This is a genomic window from Leptospira brenneri (genome assembly GCF_002812125.1).
Lineage (GTDB): Bacteria > Spirochaetota > Leptospiria > Leptospirales > Leptospiraceae > Leptospira_A > Leptospira_A brenneri.
In genome coordinates this window covers 58,062-74,905 of record NZ_NPDQ01000002.1, presented here as the reverse complement: position 1 = coordinate 74,905, position 16,844 = coordinate 58,062, and the positions used below count along the sequence as shown (strand labels likewise).

Below are 16,844 nucleotides of genomic sequence, written 5' to 3'. Positions count from 1 at the left end.
TCGTAAATTATTTCACACAAATGGATTATGAACCAATCATAATCGTTGGAATAAAATATGTATTGGCCAAATCGTTAAGGAAGTTTCCAAAAACGATTTGGTTATGAGTTTTACTTACAGACTTTTTTGACGATTGATATAACTTTTACATCTACAGCAGGCCATAGTTTACTCACACCATCAGAACCTTTATGTAAATCATTACACTCAGCATTCAATTTAGTAAGGCCCGATTGCAAACCAAGAGAAAGAACATCTACTGTTCCTGTAACTTCTACAGAATTCTCTTTCCATACAAAATTTACCGGCACTGATGTTTTAGAATTTCCAAATTTCAAATTTAATTTTGCAGTTCCTGTTTCTCCAGCAGCAATATCCGAAAAAGATCCGGAGATTTTTCCATTTCCTTTCACTGCACCAAAAAAGAATTTTTTAATTTTTCCATCTCTGTCTGGAACACCTGAATTCACAGAAGAAGAATCAATTTGAAACTGAAAAGAAGATACAGCACTAAACTTTGATTTGTCTTTTTGTTTTCCGATCACCTTAATAGAATCAAACTTACCTTTAACACCCGTTTTCTCTGTAAATTTGAACGCTGTCCACTCTAATGAGGTTTGAGAAGGATCATATTCATACGTACAATTCTCTTGTGCAAACAGTTCGGTGGTCAAACAGAGTGCGATTAGTACCAAAATGGAATTAAAAATTTTCATGGGAACCTCTAGATGAAAATAGAAAATGCAGAACAAAGTTTTGTCAAGTGCAGTCTAAGGTTCGAATCGCAATTCACATGTTAAAATTTTTACGTTTGTTGGTATTTCATTTCAAGAACCAACTCTTCAAGACAAAGGAAGAAAGTTATGACCCAAGACTTTTTTCCCATGAAGATTTGGCAAAGTCTATTTTAGATTTTCTATCAGAGTCTTTACATATCCACTCAGTTCCGAGTCAAATCATTGAAGGTTTTCGTTCCCTCCGAAGTAAGTACAAAAGCCTTACCAACCAAAACTTCTACGACTTTCTCTTTTCCGCTTCTCACCAATACCAGATCCGCCTTAACCTTGTTCAAAAATCATTACAAGACATAAGATCTTACATCACACAAGACTCTCCTTTTGTATTTCAAATTACAGACTCAGATCATAATTTATCTGAGTTTTATGCGATCACCAATTACCAAACTTCTTCTTACTTAGTGAAACCATTACATGGATTCGAAAATGAAGGGGAATGGTATTCCGAAAAAGAGTTGATGAAGTTCATCGGACTCAAATCAAACAAAGACTTTGTAGATTGGATCATTGCCGAGCCAACTTTTCCTTTTTCAACAAACAAAGAAATTACGAGTTCCTATTCTGCTGTCAAAAATGCCCTAAAACAAATTTCTCATCTGATCCGAATGGAATCCAAAGATGTCTGGATTGTTTTCATCTACGGGATTGGAATTGGAATTTTATCTTTAGTTGTACCTGTTGCCACCTCATCACTTGTCAACATTGTAGCCTTTGGCGTTTTGATCCAACCTGTTATCATATTGACTCTGTTAGTTGTATTTTTCCTCGGATTTGCCGGCGCGATGCAAACCATCCAAATCTATGTTGTAGAAATTTTACAAAGACGAGTTTTTGTTAGAATCGCAACTGAGTTTGCCATCAAATTCCCCAAAATTCGCCAAGATGCTTTAGACAAACATCACAACCCAGAACTTGTAAATCGTTTTTTTGATACAATGACGATTCAAAAATCCATTCATTCAATATTAGTTGATGGTCTTTCTGTTGTTTTAACTACTGTAATTGGATTTGTTTTAATTTCTTTTTACCATCCGATCTTTATCGTTTTTTCTTTTCTTATTTTATTTATCGGTGGGTATTGGGTTACCTACCGTTTAGGCAAACCAGCAGCAGAAAACTATATCAAAATTTCTAAAGAAAAATACAAAGTGGCTGCATGGTTGGAAGAAATATCCAGACATTCTGCTTTGTTCCATTCTACATTTGGTTCTAATTTTGCTTTGGACAAAGCCGATTCATTCATTCGAGATTATTTGTACGCGAGAAAAAAATATTTTTTCAACTACATCCGCCAGATCGCAGGGCTTGTCGGCATTCAGGCATTGGCAAGTGCCATTGTACTTGGATTAGGTGGTTATTTGGTTATTCATAGACAACTTACTATTGGACAACTTGTGGCTGCAGAACTTGTAATTGCTAAAGTACTCAGTGATATCTCCAAGTTTGGAAAACAACTGGATAGTTTCTATAGTTTGATTGCTGCAGTTGATAAAATCAATTCTGTTTTCCATCTACCTACTATGCCAGTCAAAACAGTTGAATTCGAAGCTCCTCAAGGACCCATCCAAGTCCAGTTATCAAGAATCAACTATTCCTTAAACAATGGTCACAAAATCTTTGGTCAATTTGATTTAAAAATAGGAGCCGGTAAATCCATTGGAATCTCTTCCAATACACCTTACGACGCTCATATCTTACTCGATTTAATCTGTGGAATGCGAACCCCAACCGCGGGAATTGTAGAATACAACCACCAAAACATCCACGAAGTTTCGAAAGAACAGATTCATTCTTTTACTTTTTTAGTCAGAGGAAATGAAATCTTTGAAGGAACTGTACTCGAAAACATTCGCGTGGGACGAGAAGAAATTTCCTTAATTGAAATCAGAGAACTTTTAGAAAACTTGGGTATTTGGGAAATCGTTCAATCCTTTCCCAACGGAATTCACACACCACTTTTAACATTTGGTCATCCACTTGACACAATCCAAACTACTGTGATATCTTTAGCGAGAGCACTCCTTGGAAAACCAAAACTTTTGTTAATTGATGAAAACTTGGACCTTTTACCACCACAACTTCTCTCTGCTTCTCTCAAAGTTTTGTTACAGAAAAATAGAGAATGGACTCTCCTTGTTGTTTCCAAATCACCGGCCGTCCTCTCGCAGATGGACCAAGTGTTACGTTTAGAAAACGATTCCTATTCCCTAAAGGTTAACTCTTAAAGATATTATATGAAATCTGATACGTCACAAAAATGGAAACTTCATAAGAATTTACCATCGTTTCGATTGGTACAAACAGCTTTGCCTGCACAGAGCCTTGCTTACCTTCTTACTATCATTTTCTTTTTGAGTGTTCTGATCCTTCTTTATGTACCTTGGCAACAAACAACGATGGGATTTGGAAGGGTTGTGGCTTATGCTCCCCTGGATCGCCAACAGGTGATTGAATCTCCCATCAGCGGCCGCGTTGTCAAATGGCATGTACATGAGGGAACCAGAGTCAAAAAGGGAGACCCTATCATTGATATTTCCGATAACGATCCCAACTTTATTAGTAGGATTCGAGAAGAGAAAAATGCCCTTTTACAAAGATTAGAAGCCGCAAGATCCAGAGAAGACAATATCCGTTCCAGGATCATCAGCTTACGATCCTCGAGAGGAAGTGCTGTGGATGCAGCTGATTCACGAAGGATGATGGCAAAAGACCGCGTGCGTGCCAGCGAACAAGCAGTAGATGCTGCGAAAGCCGCTCTAAAAACTGCCAACCTCAATTTAGACCGCCAAAAACAATTATGGGAAAAAGGTTTAACTTCCAAACGAACCTTGGAACTTGCAGAACTAGATCATACGAATGCGGAAACGGGTCTGGATCGTGCAAAAGCAACGTACGATGCAGCCATCAAAGAAGAAAAAGCTCTTCGCAGTGATACCGGAAAGGTTTCACAAGATGCTGATGCCTCGATCAATGATGCAAGGGCTTCCTTAGCATCGGCTCAATCAGAAGTGGCTCGTGTTTTGGAAGACCTACCGAAACTGGAAGCAAGGTTATCTAGACAGGAAACCCAAGAGATATTTGCACCCAGAGATGGAACCATCATGCGGATTTTGGTAAATCCTGACACCCAACAAGTCAAGGAAGGAGATGGTGTGGCCATCCTTGTTCCCGATGCCGAAGACAAAGCTGTCGAACTTTTTATCTCAGGCAACGACATTCCGTTAGTTGGCGAAGGAAGAAAAGTTCGGTTACAATTCCAAGGATACCCTGTTTTGCAAATCAGTGGATGGCCAGAAACTGCCGTTGGTACTTTTGGCGGAACGGTAAAGTTAGTAGACATCACAGACAATGGTTCTGGAAACTTTAGAGTACTTGTCATCCCTGATAGGGAGGACAGACAATGGCCTTCCAGCCGTTATTTGAGACAAGGGGTTCGTGCCAAAGGTTGGATTTTTCTCAATCGTGTGAGTGTAGGTTACGAACTCTGGAGAAGATTTAATGATTTTCCACCGAACCTACCCATGGATGATCCAGAAATGAAATCATTGTTAGATGAAACTGGTAGTGGGGATAAGGTCAAATGATCCAAAGATTGAATCAATCTCTGTTTGCATTACTTTATCCTTTTGGGATGTTTTTTACCTTCGTTCTGGAGGCAGATCCCACACGTGATCCGTTTGAGTCCTTACATGGTCCTAATATTTATTCTCAAGATTATATCAACCAACAACCGGGAGTTCTAACTCTAGAAGAACTTCTTAAGTCAGTAGAAAAGTCTTATCCACTTGTCCTTGCTGCTGAGAAACTTTTAACCGAAGCCGAATATAACTACCTAGCCGCTGAAGGTGCTTTTGACTTACAATTTAAATCCATGGGAACTACAAAACCAATGGGTTATTATACAAACAATGCAGCAGATGCCATGTTTGAAAAACCAACACCACTTGGAGGAACTTCCTTTTTTGCTGGTTATAGAATCGGACGTGGAACCTTTCCTGTTTATGATGGAAAAAGAGAAACCAATGACCATGGTGAAATTCGGGCCGGTGCCATCTTTCCCCTAATGCGTAACCGTGAGATTGATAAAAATAGAGCGGATATCAAAAAAGCCGACCTCGACAAAAGACTCGCAGAGCTCTCCATTCAAAAATTAAAAATCGAAGTCATTAAAGAAGCCACCAAACGTTATTGGAAATGGGTTGCTAGCGGACAAGAATATTTGGTCAACAAAGACTTGTTAGCAATAGCTAAAAACAGACAAAATCAAATTACCGAACGTATCAAGTTAGGTGATATTCCGAAAATGGAAGGAACAGAAAATGACCGTGCCATTTTACAAAGAGAGTCTCAATTTGTATCTGCAGAAAGAGAGATGCAAAAAGCCGCCATCGACTTATCTTTATTCCTACGAGCTCCGGATGGAAATTTAATCCTTCCGACAACGAGCAGGCTCCCCATCGGATTTCCCAAACCCATCGATTATAAAAAAGTGGATTTGGAAAAAAGTATCAAACTAGCATGGAAGTTTAGACCGGAACTGCAAGACTTCGAATTCAAAAGGGACAAAGTCCGGGTAGACCAAGATATGGGTTACAATTCATTAAAACCTCAAGTGGATTTAGTGGTCGCAGGCTCCCAAGACTTTGGACCGGGATCCGTCACAAAAGCCAAACCGGAACTCGAAGCCTCTCTCATTCTCAACCTTCCTATCCAAACCAAAAGGCCAAGAGGACTCATTGGTGCAGCTGAAGCAAAGATCGCCCAACTTGACCAAGAATTACAATTCTCCAAAGACAAAATCAAAACGGAAGTGCAAGATTCTATTTCAGAGGTGATTGCCTCAGCAAAACGTGTAACAGTTACTCAAAATGAAGTGGAACTTGCCAGAAAGTTAGAAGAGATGGAAAGAGAACGGTTTGCACTGGGAGATTCTACACTTCTATTTGTTAATATTCGAGAACAGACAAGTGCAGAAGCAGCTGTGCGTGAAATTAAGGCATTGTACGATCACCATGTAGCTCTAGCCCATTTCCAAGCATCCACCGCGGCCATTCTACAAATTTCACCCTTCCCTTAGTCCGATTTACGCTTCAGAAAAAAAAACGACTTTCACTACTCAATGAATTTCTAAACTTCTTCCTAAAGAAGGTTTCTATGCACGGGGAAGAGTCACTATTACAAGACATCGGTCTTAGTATTATTTTTGCAACAGTCTTAAGTCACATTGCCAGAGTCCTCAAACAGCCGTTAATTTTGGGTTATATCATCGGTGGGGCCCTACTCGGTAAGGAAATGGGATTTGGATACGTAACCAACGAAGCCAGTATTGAACTCATATCCGAAATCGGACTCATCCTACTCTTATTCATCATTGGTTTAGAAATCAACTTGGCCGAACTTGCCAAAATGGGTAAGGCAATGTTTACCCTCGGGATTTTGCAATTCACTCTTTCCGTTGCTTTTGTTTATTCCGTGTTCCCTTTTTTAGGACTTTCCATCGGTTCAGAAAAATTTGACCTTCTTTACATTGCGGTTGCCCTCTCACTTAGCTCAACATTAATCGTTGTTAAACTCTTACAGGACAAAGTGGAGATCAACACTCTCTCAGGAAAACTAACTGTGGGGGTTTTGGTATTCCAAGACATCTGGGCCATTTTGTTTATGGGGGTACAACCCAACCTAAACAATCCAGAAATCTTAAAAATTCTAACTTCCGTTGGAATCATTGTTTTACTCATCGCATTTAGTTTTAGTGTCAGTCGTTATGTTTTAGCTAGGTTATACAAAGCCTGTGCGAGTAGCCCGGAATTAATTCTTTTAACATCGATTATGTGGTGTTTCTTTGTCTGCGGGATTGCAGGAGAAGCTGGACTTTCCAAAGAAATGGGTGCCCTCGTTGCCGGTATGAGTATAGCGGCTTTCCCTTATGGGGCGGATGTCATCTCCAAACTCATTGGAATTCGAGACTTCTTTGTGACTTTATTCTTTGTGGCTTTAGGTCTAAAGGTTCCTCTTCCTAGTTTAGAAGTCATTGGACTATCAACAGCCATCATTGCCCTTATGTTATTTGTCAGGATGATTACCATTGCTCCGGTCATTATCAAACTAAACAAAGGGGTTCGAAATGGATTTCTGACTGCACTGAATTTAGCTCAGATTTCAGAATTCTCTCTCGTAATATTAGCATTAGGTGCTGGATTCGAACATATCACACCCAAACTACAAGCAGTGATTCTTACTTCTACGATCATTGCATCAGTTCTATCTACATATATTATTATGTTTAATCATAACATTGCCGCTGTATTAGAAAGACTACTTGCTAGATTTGGAATCTCTGACCAAACAGAGGAATCAGGGAAAGATGACAAGTCAGGCCATGGGGGACATGGCGATGGAATGGTAAGAGACATCATTGTTCTCGGATACTTCCGGATTGCACGTGCCTTTGTCGAATATTTGGAGGACTTATCGCCTTCTCTCATCAAACGGATCATCATAGCCGATTACAATCCAGCCTTTAAGGAAGAACTCACAAACAAAGGATTCCAGTGGGCTTATGCTGACCTTGCCCATCCAGATTCCTTATCACATATCGGCCTCCACGATGCTTCTATGGTCATTTGTACCATCTCAGATTCCTTTCTCAAAGGAACCAATAACAACCGTTTACTTTCAACACTTAGCAAACTAGCACCGAACGCAAAAATCATTCTGACTGGTGACGAACCAGGAGAAGCAAAAAAATTAGTCGCCGATGGAGCTCAAAAAGTCATCGTCCCTGGAGTCATTACGGGAGAATTTTTGTATGAGTATATTTCTCGAGGGATGAGAAATAACGAACGCGAAGTTTAATCAATTGATTTAGAAGAACTTGGAATCAAATTGTTTTAAATGAATTCGAAATAAAATTTCAAAGATGATTAGAATTTCCATTCTAAAGAGAAAGAGCCGGTAAGAAATTACCGGCTCTTCTATTATCACCAAGTGATGTAAAATTAGATTTTTCCCATATCAATCACAAACCGGTAACGAACATCACTTTTCAAAACTCTTGCATACGCATCATTGACTTGGTTTGGCTCTATGAGTTCAATCTCTGGAGTGATATTGTGTTTTCCACAAAAATCCAACATCTCTTGAGTTTCTTTGATCGAACCGATGGCAGACCCTGCAAAATTTCTCCTCATCAAAATGAGTGGAAATGGATGGACACTCAGTGGTTTTTCTGGCGCACCAACAGACACTAAAGTTCCATCTAATTTCAAAAGGCCAAAATACGCAGCCATATTCAAATCGGCAGAGGAAACTGTATTGATGATTAAATCAAACTGCAAAGCATTTTTCTGAAATACATCTTTAGATTGTGTATTTAAAAAATGATCGGCACCAAGTTGATTTGCATCGTCTTTTTTGTTCGCTGATTGGCTAAGCACAGTAACTTCTGCACCCATAGCCTTGGCAAGTTTAACAGCCATATGACCAAGACCACCAAGTCCCATCACAGCAACTTTTTTTCCCGGTCCCACATTCCAATGTACTAATGGTGAATAGGTGGTAATTCCTGCACATAAAAGTGGTGCTGCTTTATCTAATGGCAAACTATCTGGAATTCGCAAAACAAAATCTTCATTCACAACAATCACATCTGAATAACCGCCTTGGGTGACAGCTGATCCGTCTCTTTCCTTACCACCGTATGTCAAAGTATTTCCAGGAATACAATACTGTTCCAATTCTGCTTTGCAATGTTCACATTCCCTGCATGAATCCACCATACAACCAACACCAACATGATCACCTACTTTGTATTTGGTGACTTTGGAACCAACAGTTCGAACAACGCCGGCAATTTCATGTCCAGGCACCATAGGGAAATTAGAATTTTCTCCCCATTCATCTCTTGTCATGTGGATGTCTGAGTGGCAAATCCCAGAGTATTTGATATCAATGACAACATCATAGTCTTTTGGATTTCTTCTTTCGAAACTGTAAGGGACAAGAGCCTCTTTTGCTTTTAATGCAGCCATACCTTTTGCTTGAATCATTTGATTTTCCTTATCTTCTCCCTCCTTAGTTCCCATCGATTGCCGGATCCTTTCGGAAACGAGGCAAAAAGGGACCAAGGGATGATTACATAATACTATTGGAAAAAACGAAAAACAATACACAGAACTCTATTTTATTGCCTAATTCTATAGCTCCTAAAAATTATTGTTGTCTTTTGCTCTTTTTGATTCGTCTTTTTTAGTATGGGACGAATCGAAGAAAACAACAGAGAAATTGCCAAACACCTGGAAACTCTTTTGCCAAAAGAAGGGAATCTCATCACGGATATCCCTGGACTGAACTTGTTTCGCATTAACGAGTCATTTGTAAGAGTTCCTCTCACCTACCACCCACGCATCATCCTTATGGCCCAAGGATCCAAACGTGTTTTTTTAGGAGATGATACCTTTCAGTATGATCCAACACAATACCTAGTTCTTTCAGTACCCATCCCTCTTGAATGTGATGCAGTGGCCGATAAGGACAAACCCATACTTGGTTTTGGAATTGATGTAGATCCACAAGAAGTGGCAGAAATACTACTGTTAGCTGATGAAGCAAAATATTCAGGAGAAAATTTACCCAGAGGAATTTATGGAGCCAATGTTACGGAAGAAATATCAGATGCTTCTCTTCGTTTGGTGAAAACCTTAACTTCTCCAATAGACCGCCGTGTACTCGGAAAACCCATAGTCAGAGAAATTATTTATCGGGTTTTAACGGGAGAAAACGGAGAAGCATTGCAAGCATTGGCCCATAGAAACAGAAGATTCTTTCAAGTAGCACAAATTCTAAATCGAATTCATAAAGAATATACAAACAATTTGGATATCAATGAATTAGCGATGCAAATTGGAATGAGTGTTTCGAACTTTCATGTTTGTTTTAAAGCAGTCACAAACACCTCTCCCTTACAATACATAAAAATCATTAGGTTACAAAAAGCTAGGGTTCTGATGTTAACAGAAGGAGCAAATGCCATTACGGCAGCACACCAAGTAGGTTACGAAAGTCCTTCCCAATTTAGCAGAGAATACAAAAGATATTTTGGTGTCTCCCCCGCCAAACACCAAACACAACCGCAGGTGGTAACGGCAAATTAATTTTCGTTAAATTAAACCCTTTTGTTTGAATTCATTGATCACAATTTCTAAATCCGCCGGTGAATCCACACCTAAGTTTGCTTTGTCAGAAAGATAAACTCCGATGGTAGATCCATTCTGCAAAGCACGAAGTTGTTCTAAAGATTCTACTGTTTCCCAATCAGAAGCCGGCAAGTGGTTGTAATTCATTAAAAAATCTCTTTCATAAGCATAAATCCCTAAATGGCGATGATACTTAGCATCCGCTTTAAAAGAAGCGGGAATCGGAGAACGAGAAAAATAATTCGCACGTCCAACCCTATCAAAGACCACCTTTACTTTGTTAGGGTCTTTTGGATCTTCGGAACTAGTAAAAGGAACTGCTGCTGTGGTCATGTCCCAATCTCTATATTTGGTTTTTAAACCAAGAACTCCATCGATAAGAGAAGTCTCCATTCCTGGTTCATCTCCTTGGACATTGAGAATGATTCCATAACCTGGGTATTTTTCTGCAACTTCAATGATCCTGTCGGTACCGGTAGGATGGTCGGGACTTGTGAGTATGGACTCTCCACCAAAACCCAAAACAACATCATGAATTCTTTGGTCATCAGTTGCGACCACCAAACGGTGGATAGACTTGGAAAGAGAAGCGTGGTGGTAGGTCCACTGGATCATTGGTTTTGTGCCAATGAGGGCCAGTGGTTTTCCAGGGAATCTTGTGCTCGCGAACCTCGCGGGGATCACACCAAGGATTTGGTCGGACATAGTCCTAGTTTACCAAGAACTCGGTAAAGTAAACCTCTTTGATTTTTCCATTGGTCAAAATGTGATTTAAGTGGGCTTTGATTTCCTCACGTAAATCCAATTGGTTGGTAATGGATTTTAAATCGTCTTTTGTTTTTCGTGCAATGACTAAGTTGATGATGTTTTGCATTTGAGCCACACGAGCCGCAAGTTCCGCAGAAAGTGCAGGTTGTCCAGATTCAAATCCAAGAGACATCTTCAACTTAACAAAGTGTGATTCTCCAACATCAGAAGTATTCACTCTAAATTCTTCTTGAAATGTGTAAACTTCCAAAGGAGGGGGAGCTTTCACAAGAGATATATTCTTTTGTTGTTTAAACACACTTGTTGCTGTCTTTTGAGCAACAAACATTGATATAACGGTTACAATGATAATTCCAAAAATGGCCGCAGCAATGTACAATAACCATTTTACAATGGGGGACATCCCTGCAGAGGCGGAACTACCTTCGGCTAACCCACCTTCTTCTTCATCTACTTCACGGTCACCCATGTTAAAATTCTCCTTCTACATTTGTTTCAGTGTTCGGCAAACGAGTGTCAGGTAGACCGTATTTACTTTCTCCTGGTGCACGTTTGGTAGACTTCTCGGTTAAAATGATGATATCCACACGACGGTTGAAAGCTTTGGCTTCCGGTGTTCCTTCATTTTCCAATACAAGAGGTCTGTAGGATCCAAAGCTTACCGCTTGGAACCAACTTGGTTCAATTTCTTCTGAATTGATCATAAAAACGGTCGCGTTCACTGCCCTTGCTCCCGCCAAATCCCAGTTATTAATATATTCTCTTTCTTCTCTTCCAGGGCGGTTCACCGGATTAACGGCATCATCATCACTATGTCCTTCCACCCGAACAAAACGTTCGAGTCCTTTGATGAGTCCTGCAGCTTTTCGTAAAGTCTCTCGAATCGCTGGTGTTAGAATTGCTGAACCCGGATAAAAATAATCAGCACCTACAAGAGAAATCACAAGTCCTCTTTCGTTTTCAGAAATACGAACTTTGCCTGCTTCCACTTCTGGTTTAAAAACTTCTTGGGCATCTTTTTTGGACTTAGAAAGGTTTCTTCCCACTACTTGAGACGGCAAAGATTCAATTTGCATTCCCATCTCTTCCAAAGATCCTTTGGAAAGAGTTTGTCCCCCGGTGAAAAATCCTGTAGTGGATTTAAATGCAGATAAAATGATCTGCATTTCTTTTGCATCTGTTTTACCCGTTGTATACAAAAGGATAAAGAAACAAAGGAGAAGTGTCACCATGTCCCCGTAAGTTGCCATGAACTCGGGAACTTTTTGGATGCACTCAGGACATTTATCTTTTTTAGCCATAACTAAAAATTAATCTCCGTCGTCTTTCAATGCAGTTCTTTCTGCAGGAGTTAAGAAACTCGCTAATTTCTCTTTTACAATCCTTGGGTTGTCCCCTGATTGAATCGATAAAGTTCCTTCCACCATCACTTGTTTGACTACAAGTTCATCTTCCGATCGTCTTGTTAGTTTTCTTACAATTGGTGCTGCAAATAAGTTCTGTGCCAGTGATCCGTATAATGTGGTAATAAGAGCTGTCGCCATACCTTGTCCAATCGCACTGGCATCCCCACCACCTAAGTTCTTTAACATCCCCACAAGACCCACAAGGGTCCCAAGCATCCCGAACCCTGGCGCAAAACCAGCGTAAGCATCCCACCAAGACCGGCCATACGCATGTCTTGTGGCTGTGTTCCCAATTTCGGTTTCCATAATATTACGAACCAGTTCGGGATCGGTTCCATCCACAACGAGTTGGATTCCCTTCTTTAAAAATTCCTCAGGAAGTTCGTTGATATCATCTTCTAAGGCAAGAAGACCTTCCCGTCTTGCTTTTTCAGAAAAACTAACAAGTGTCGTAATGAGACCAGGTAAATCTGAGGGAGGATTTTGAAAGGCCTTCTTGGTGACAGCCCCCACTCCAATGGTGGAAGTCCAAGGAAAGGAAATGATCGTAGCGGCGGCGGCACCACCAAATGTAATCATTACCGAGGGAATATCGATAAGGTCTGTTAGAGCAAGACCCCCCGTAACCACCCCAAGTAACATCAAACCCGCTCCCAGGGCCAAACCAATGACTGTAGCTATATCCATTTCTTATGTTTCCTCAGGTCTATCTTTGACTCGCGGAAGATTGTGAATCCGAGTTTGGTAAGCAACTACCTTTTCCAACACTTCCGCAACGGGCTCTTGTACAATGAATTTCTTCTCATTCACAAGAGTGATGATCGTATCCGGATTCGCTTCAATGGTCTCAATCAAATCTGCATTGAGAACAAATTCAGCACCTTTGAGTCGATGTAAAATGACCAAGAGATCCCCCTTCAGAGATTTCTATTTATGTCTATCGACTACCTTTCGAATTTCGCTTACGAATTTTTCTTCAGTAAACCGATTGATGGAATTTTGGAAATCTCCGCGTTTGAAATGGATCTTTTCTGCCCTTTGGATGGCATCATTTAAGGATTTTACGGTCTGCTCTTTGAAAAATACCCCAGTCCGGTCCTCCTTGACTGATTCCAGGGCACCTCCCTTCCCATACGCAATCACGGGAGTGGCATAGGCCTGGGACTCTACCGGAGTGATTCCGAAGTCTTCCATCCCCGGAAAAATAAACCCTCTGGCCTTTTTGTAAAGTTCCACCACTTCCGTCCGGGGTAGGCCCTTTTTCCAAAGGATGTTTTTTGGCAAATTTTTGACTAGTTTGCCCTCTTCCTGGCCCCCGCCCACAAGGATAAGAGGTTTTCCGTTTTCTCGGAAGGCTTCAATGGCTAGATCAATTTTTTTATAAGGAGCAAAGGCAGAAACCATCAGATAATAATCATCTTTGGAGTTATCATGAACTCGGAAATCTTGAGGCAAACATGGAGGATAAACAATTTTATAATCACGGCGATAGTATTTTTGAATCCTTCTTCCCACAAAATGAGAGTTACATGTAAAATAATCCACCCGGTTTGCGGATGCAGCATCCCATGTGCGCAGGTAATTAGCAATGGACTGTAAAAGAAAAAATTTTAAACCACTTCGTTTTGGAAAATAATCATAATACATATCCCAAACATACCGCATAGGACTATGGATATAACTCAAATGGAAAGTATCTGGATGAGGGATCACACCTTTTGCAACACAATGCGAAGAACTAATGACCACATCATAACCTTTTAGATCCAAAGATTCAATCGCAGTGGGAAATACTGGTAAGTAGTAACGATAGTATTTTTCTTTAAAAGGAAGATTATTTGTAAAAGCCGTAGTGATTTTACGTCCCTCAATCCTTTCGTTCAGTTTGCCTTTGGAATAAAAAAGAGTAAATAAATCAGCTTCAGGAAATGCTTTTAATAAACTATCAAGAACTATCTCGCCACCGCGCATACCGGTGAGCCAATCATGTATAATTGCAACTTTCATTAATTTTGTGGTCCAATCCTTCTTCCCGTAATTGGCGTTGTACGTCCGTAATACGATGCTGTAATTAAAAAAGGAATCGGCATGGTGCTCTCTAAATTGCGAGAACTTTCCATATAACGTCTTCCTTCTTTTCCTATGTTTTCTGCGTCTTTAATCGTCGCAAGAAGTTCATCATACATTTCCGTACTCCCTACTAATTTGGGAATCGTACCTTCTGTTTGATTTAATTTATCGGTGATCGAACGAAAATCCAAGGTGATTTGTCTGAGGTCTGCTCGATTTTCTTCCATTGTCACCGAGGTCGCTTTGAAAAAATCATCAAAATAACGAGCCGACGGTAGGTAGTCAGGAGTTTTTTCACCCTCACGGAATGTGGGTTTAAAAAAAGGTCGTTTCCCATCCGAACTTCCTGGGTTGATATTGATAATCCTTCCCGAAAATAATGTTACCGTTTGAAAATCCACTTCATAGTTATCCCACAGAGTTAAGGGATCTTCTAAAGCAATGTGGAGTTCAATCGCATGATCCATGTTATGATCGAGGAATCGACGGTCAGGAACATCCATTAGCGGTTTGGAATCAATATGGGCCACATATCCTTTTTGGATTCCCAAAATCCGAACCTCAGTTCCCTCTTTGATTCCATCGATTCTAGAGTAAAAAAGCGACAACCGATAAGGATATTTTTTGGCAGGACGATCCGGCTCAATGACCGTTGTGAAAAATGCGAAGACTAAAATAGAAAAAAAAACGATCCCCGTAAGAGATTCTTTGGATAACTTTTTCGATTTCACAGCAGACTTAAAATTCTTCCTTCTAAAGAAAGAGTTGGCAAGCAGATTTTAAATGACTGAATGGGACTCAGATGAAAGCAGTCACCATCCTAAAATACGACGAATCCGAACCCCAATTGGAACTCCGAGAAAAAGACATCCCCACTCCCAAAGATAACGAAGTGCGGATCAAAATCCATCTTTCTCCGATCAATCCTTCTGACCTTATGTTCATTCGTGGACTCTATGGTTTTAAGAAAAAAGCACCGGTGTCTGCGGGATTTGAAGCCAGCGGAACCGTAGATGCTGTCGGAGCCTCTATCAAAACTCTGAAAGTTGGAATGAATGTTTCTTGTGTGGCTCCTCAAAATGATGGGGCTTGGGCCGAATACATGATCACAACGGAAGAAAATTGTTTACCGTTAGCGGATGGAGTGAGCCTAGATGAAGGTTCTAGTTTTTTTGTAAACCCAATGACTGCTTGGGCCATGGTTGCAAAAGGTGCTAAAGAAGGACATCCCGCAATGATCCAAACCGCTGCTGCCAGTGCTCTTGGAAAAATGGTAGTGCGACTTTGTAAAGAACGTGGAATTCCTTTAATCAATGTTGTGCGAAAAAAAGAACAAGAAGAAAGTTTAGCGGAAATCGGCGCAGAAAACATTTTAAATTCCAGTTCTCCCAACTACCAAAAAGACCTATTTAAAATTTCTAAAAAACTAAATGCAACTTATGCAATCGATGCCGTGGCAGGAGAAACAGCACAGTCCCTTGTGGAATGTATGCCTTATGGTTCCAAACTTGTTTGTTACGGTGCGCTCTCGGAAAAACCATTTGCAGTCAATTCTGGAATCATTTTATTCCAAAACAAAAAAATCGAAGGGTTTTGGTTGTCTTCTTGGATTTATGAAATTGGATTAGAAGAATTTCAAAAACAAGCAACGGAAGCTCAGAAATATTTAAAAACAGTTTTCCAAACCAAAATCAACAAACGGTTTAAATTTGAAGATTATAAAGAAGGTTTGGAATTTTATAAACAAAATATGACCGAAGGGAAGGTAGTGTTTGGTCCGTAAGTTTTTATTTTTATTCGTCGTTCTAACTTCTTTATCTTTTACTCATTGCCTCAGTGATACAAAAAAGAATTTAGAAAGCCTCAAGGCTTGTAAGTTTGATTTGGTAGATGTTCGAGTTGACCTAAAACCAAATCCAAACTTTCCATTAATCCCTTTGGTAGATTTATTCCCGCAGGTTTCCGTAGTAAATCCGAACAACACAAAAGTGAGTATTTACCAATTTGATTTAGAGATCGAACTTGTGACTCCCAATGGGAAAGAATACATTGGAAAACTTCAAAATGAAACTCCTCTCGAAGTGGAACCCAATTCAGAATCCATGGTCGTTCTCAAACTCATTCCAGAACAAAAACAATCCATCCTTCCTAAACTTCTACTTTTAGCCAGACAACTAACGGATGCTGCAAAACGAGGAGAAGATGCAGAGTTTGAAATTTATGGAACTGTTCAAGTCGACAGTGCCCTGGGAAAACTTCCAATTCCCGTCCGCGAAGTTTCTCGGATCAAACTAAAAAAATGAAGTTATTCTTCCAAAGGAAATGGATCCTTTTATTTTTCATTGGATCCACTTTCGATTGCATCCAAAATCGAGATGATTTGTTTTATTCTGCTTATGAAGGAAATCAAAAAACCTTTGAAACTTATGCGGCGAAAAACTCTGCCTGTGGCAAAGAAAAACTTCCAGGAACACTTTTCCTAGGAAGGGTCAAAATTGATGATCTCAAACTTTGTTTTCGAGCCATTGAACTCGTTACCTGCACTACTTGGAATACAGAAGGTTATCTTCCCGATTCCTGTAAGTCAATTGGAACGAAATTTAATTAAT

General features: G+C 40.0%; 17 protein-coding genes. 8 read left to right on the top strand and 9 right to left on the bottom strand.

What is annotated here, in order from left to right; translation table 11 throughout:
- Window positions 1-110 precede the first annotated feature (110 nt).
- Window positions 111-716: a YceI family protein gene (locus tag CH361_RS03745; protein ID WP_100789511.1), complete on the bottom strand. Its 606-nt coding sequence runs from the start codon at window positions 714-716 to the stop codon at window positions 111-113.
- 77 nt (window positions 717-793) lie between these two features.
- Between CH361_RS03745 and CH361_RS03740 the strand changes: the two genes are divergently transcribed.
- From CH361_RS03740 to CH361_RS03725, 4 genes are all read left to right on the top strand, one after another.
- Window positions 794-3,022, top strand: a complete 2,229-nt coding sequence (locus CH361_RS03740; protein ID WP_100789510.1) for an ABC transporter transmembrane domain-containing protein — start codon at window positions 794-796, stop codon at window positions 3,020-3,022.
- A gap of 9 nt (window positions 3,023-3,031) precedes the next feature.
- On the top strand, window positions 3,032-4,381 hold the full coding sequence (locus CH361_RS03735; RefSeq protein WP_100789509.1) for an HlyD family secretion protein: 1,350 nt from the start codon (window positions 3,032-3,034) through the stop codon (window positions 4,379-4,381).
- A complete protein-coding gene (locus CH361_RS03730; protein ID WP_100789508.1) occupies window positions 4,378-5,874 on the top strand; it encodes a TolC family protein in 1,497 nt (498 codons plus the stop codon). Before CH361_RS03735 ends, CH361_RS03730 begins: the two co-directional genes overlap by 4 nt.
- Before the next feature lie 77 nt (window positions 5,875-5,951).
- Window positions 5,952-7,652: a cation:proton antiporter gene (locus CH361_RS03725; RefSeq protein ID WP_100789507.1), complete on the top strand. Its 1,701-nt coding sequence runs from the start codon at window positions 5,952-5,954 to the stop codon at window positions 7,650-7,652.
- Between the two features lie 143 nt (window positions 7,653-7,795).
- On the opposite strand, the gene CH361_RS03720 is transcribed toward CH361_RS03725, so the two are convergent.
- Window positions 7,796-8,845, bottom strand: coding sequence for an NAD(P)-dependent alcohol dehydrogenase (locus CH361_RS03720; protein WP_100790005.1), 1,050 nt, complete (start codon window positions 8,843-8,845; stop codon window positions 7,796-7,798).
- Between the two features lie 204 nt (window positions 8,846-9,049).
- Between CH361_RS03720 and CH361_RS03715 the strand changes: the two genes are divergently transcribed.
- Window positions 9,050-9,949: an AraC family transcriptional regulator gene (locus CH361_RS03715; protein ID WP_100789506.1), complete on the top strand. Its 900-nt coding sequence runs from the start codon at window positions 9,050-9,052 to the stop codon at window positions 9,947-9,949.
- Window positions 9,950-9,955: 6 nt separating this feature from the next.
- On the opposite strand, the gene kdsB is transcribed toward CH361_RS03715, so the two are convergent.
- Genes kdsB through CH361_RS03680 form a run of 7 tightly spaced genes read right to left on the bottom strand, consistent with a single transcriptional unit; the run spans window position 9,956 to window position 14,966 of the window.
- The gene (kdsB, locus tag CH361_RS03710; RefSeq protein ID WP_100789505.1) at window positions 9,956-10,696 is read right to left on the bottom strand and encodes a 3-deoxy-manno-octulosonate cytidylyltransferase; all 741 of its coding nucleotides are present in this window, start codon (window positions 10,694-10,696) and stop codon (window positions 9,956-9,958) included.
- 4 nt (window positions 10,697-10,700) lie between these two features.
- Window positions 10,701-11,228, bottom strand: coding sequence for a flagellar basal body-associated FliL family protein (locus CH361_RS03705; protein WP_002972703.1), 528 nt, complete (start codon window positions 11,226-11,228; stop codon window positions 10,701-10,703).
- A 1-nt stretch (window position 11,229) separates the two neighbouring features.
- Window positions 11,230-12,060 carry a flagellar motor protein MotB gene (gene motB / locus CH361_RS03700; RefSeq protein WP_100789504.1) on the bottom strand — a complete coding sequence of 277 codons (831 nt, stop codon included), beginning with the start codon at window positions 12,058-12,060 and terminating at the stop codon, window positions 11,230-11,232.
- A 9-nt stretch (window positions 12,061-12,069) separates the two neighbouring features.
- Window positions 12,070-12,852: a motility protein A gene (locus tag CH361_RS03695; RefSeq protein ID WP_100789503.1), complete on the bottom strand. Its 783-nt coding sequence runs from the start codon at window positions 12,850-12,852 to the stop codon at window positions 12,070-12,072.
- Between the two features lie 3 nt (window positions 12,853-12,855).
- On the bottom strand, window positions 12,856-13,071 hold the full coding sequence (locus CH361_RS03690; RefSeq protein ID WP_100789502.1) for a flagellar FlbD family protein: 216 nt from the start codon (window positions 13,069-13,071) through the stop codon (window positions 12,856-12,858).
- A 21-nt stretch (window positions 13,072-13,092) separates the two neighbouring features.
- Window positions 13,093-14,172, bottom strand: a complete 1,080-nt coding sequence (locus tag CH361_RS03685; RefSeq protein ID WP_100789501.1) for a glycosyltransferase — start codon at window positions 14,170-14,172, stop codon at window positions 13,093-13,095.
- Window positions 14,172-14,966, bottom strand: a complete 795-nt coding sequence (locus tag CH361_RS03680) for an MlaD family protein (RefSeq protein WP_100789500.1) — start codon at window positions 14,964-14,966, stop codon at window positions 14,172-14,174. Before CH361_RS03680 ends, CH361_RS03685 begins: the two co-directional genes overlap by 1 nt.
- A gap of 71 nt (window positions 14,967-15,037) precedes the next feature.
- On the opposite strand from CH361_RS03680, the gene CH361_RS03675 reads away from it, so the two are divergent.
- Genes CH361_RS03675 through CH361_RS03665 form a run of 3 tightly spaced genes read left to right on the top strand, consistent with a single transcriptional unit; the run spans window position 15,038 to window position 16,843 of the window.
- Complete coding sequence (locus tag CH361_RS03675; RefSeq protein WP_244279548.1) at window positions 15,038-16,018, top strand: zinc-binding dehydrogenase; 981 nt, start codon at window positions 15,038-15,040, stop codon at window positions 16,016-16,018.
- A complete protein-coding gene (locus CH361_RS03670; protein WP_100789499.1) occupies window positions 16,008-16,538 on the top strand; it encodes an LEA type 2 family protein in 531 nt (176 codons plus the stop codon). The genes CH361_RS03675 and CH361_RS03670 overlap by 11 nt, the downstream gene beginning before the upstream one ends.
- Window positions 16,535-16,843 (top strand): LIC13255 family lipoprotein, encoded by a 309-nt coding sequence (locus CH361_RS03665; protein WP_100789498.1) that lies wholly within the window; start codon window positions 16,535-16,537, stop codon window positions 16,841-16,843. The genes CH361_RS03670 and CH361_RS03665 overlap by 4 nt, the downstream gene beginning before the upstream one ends.
- Window position 16,844: the final 1 nt, after the last annotated feature.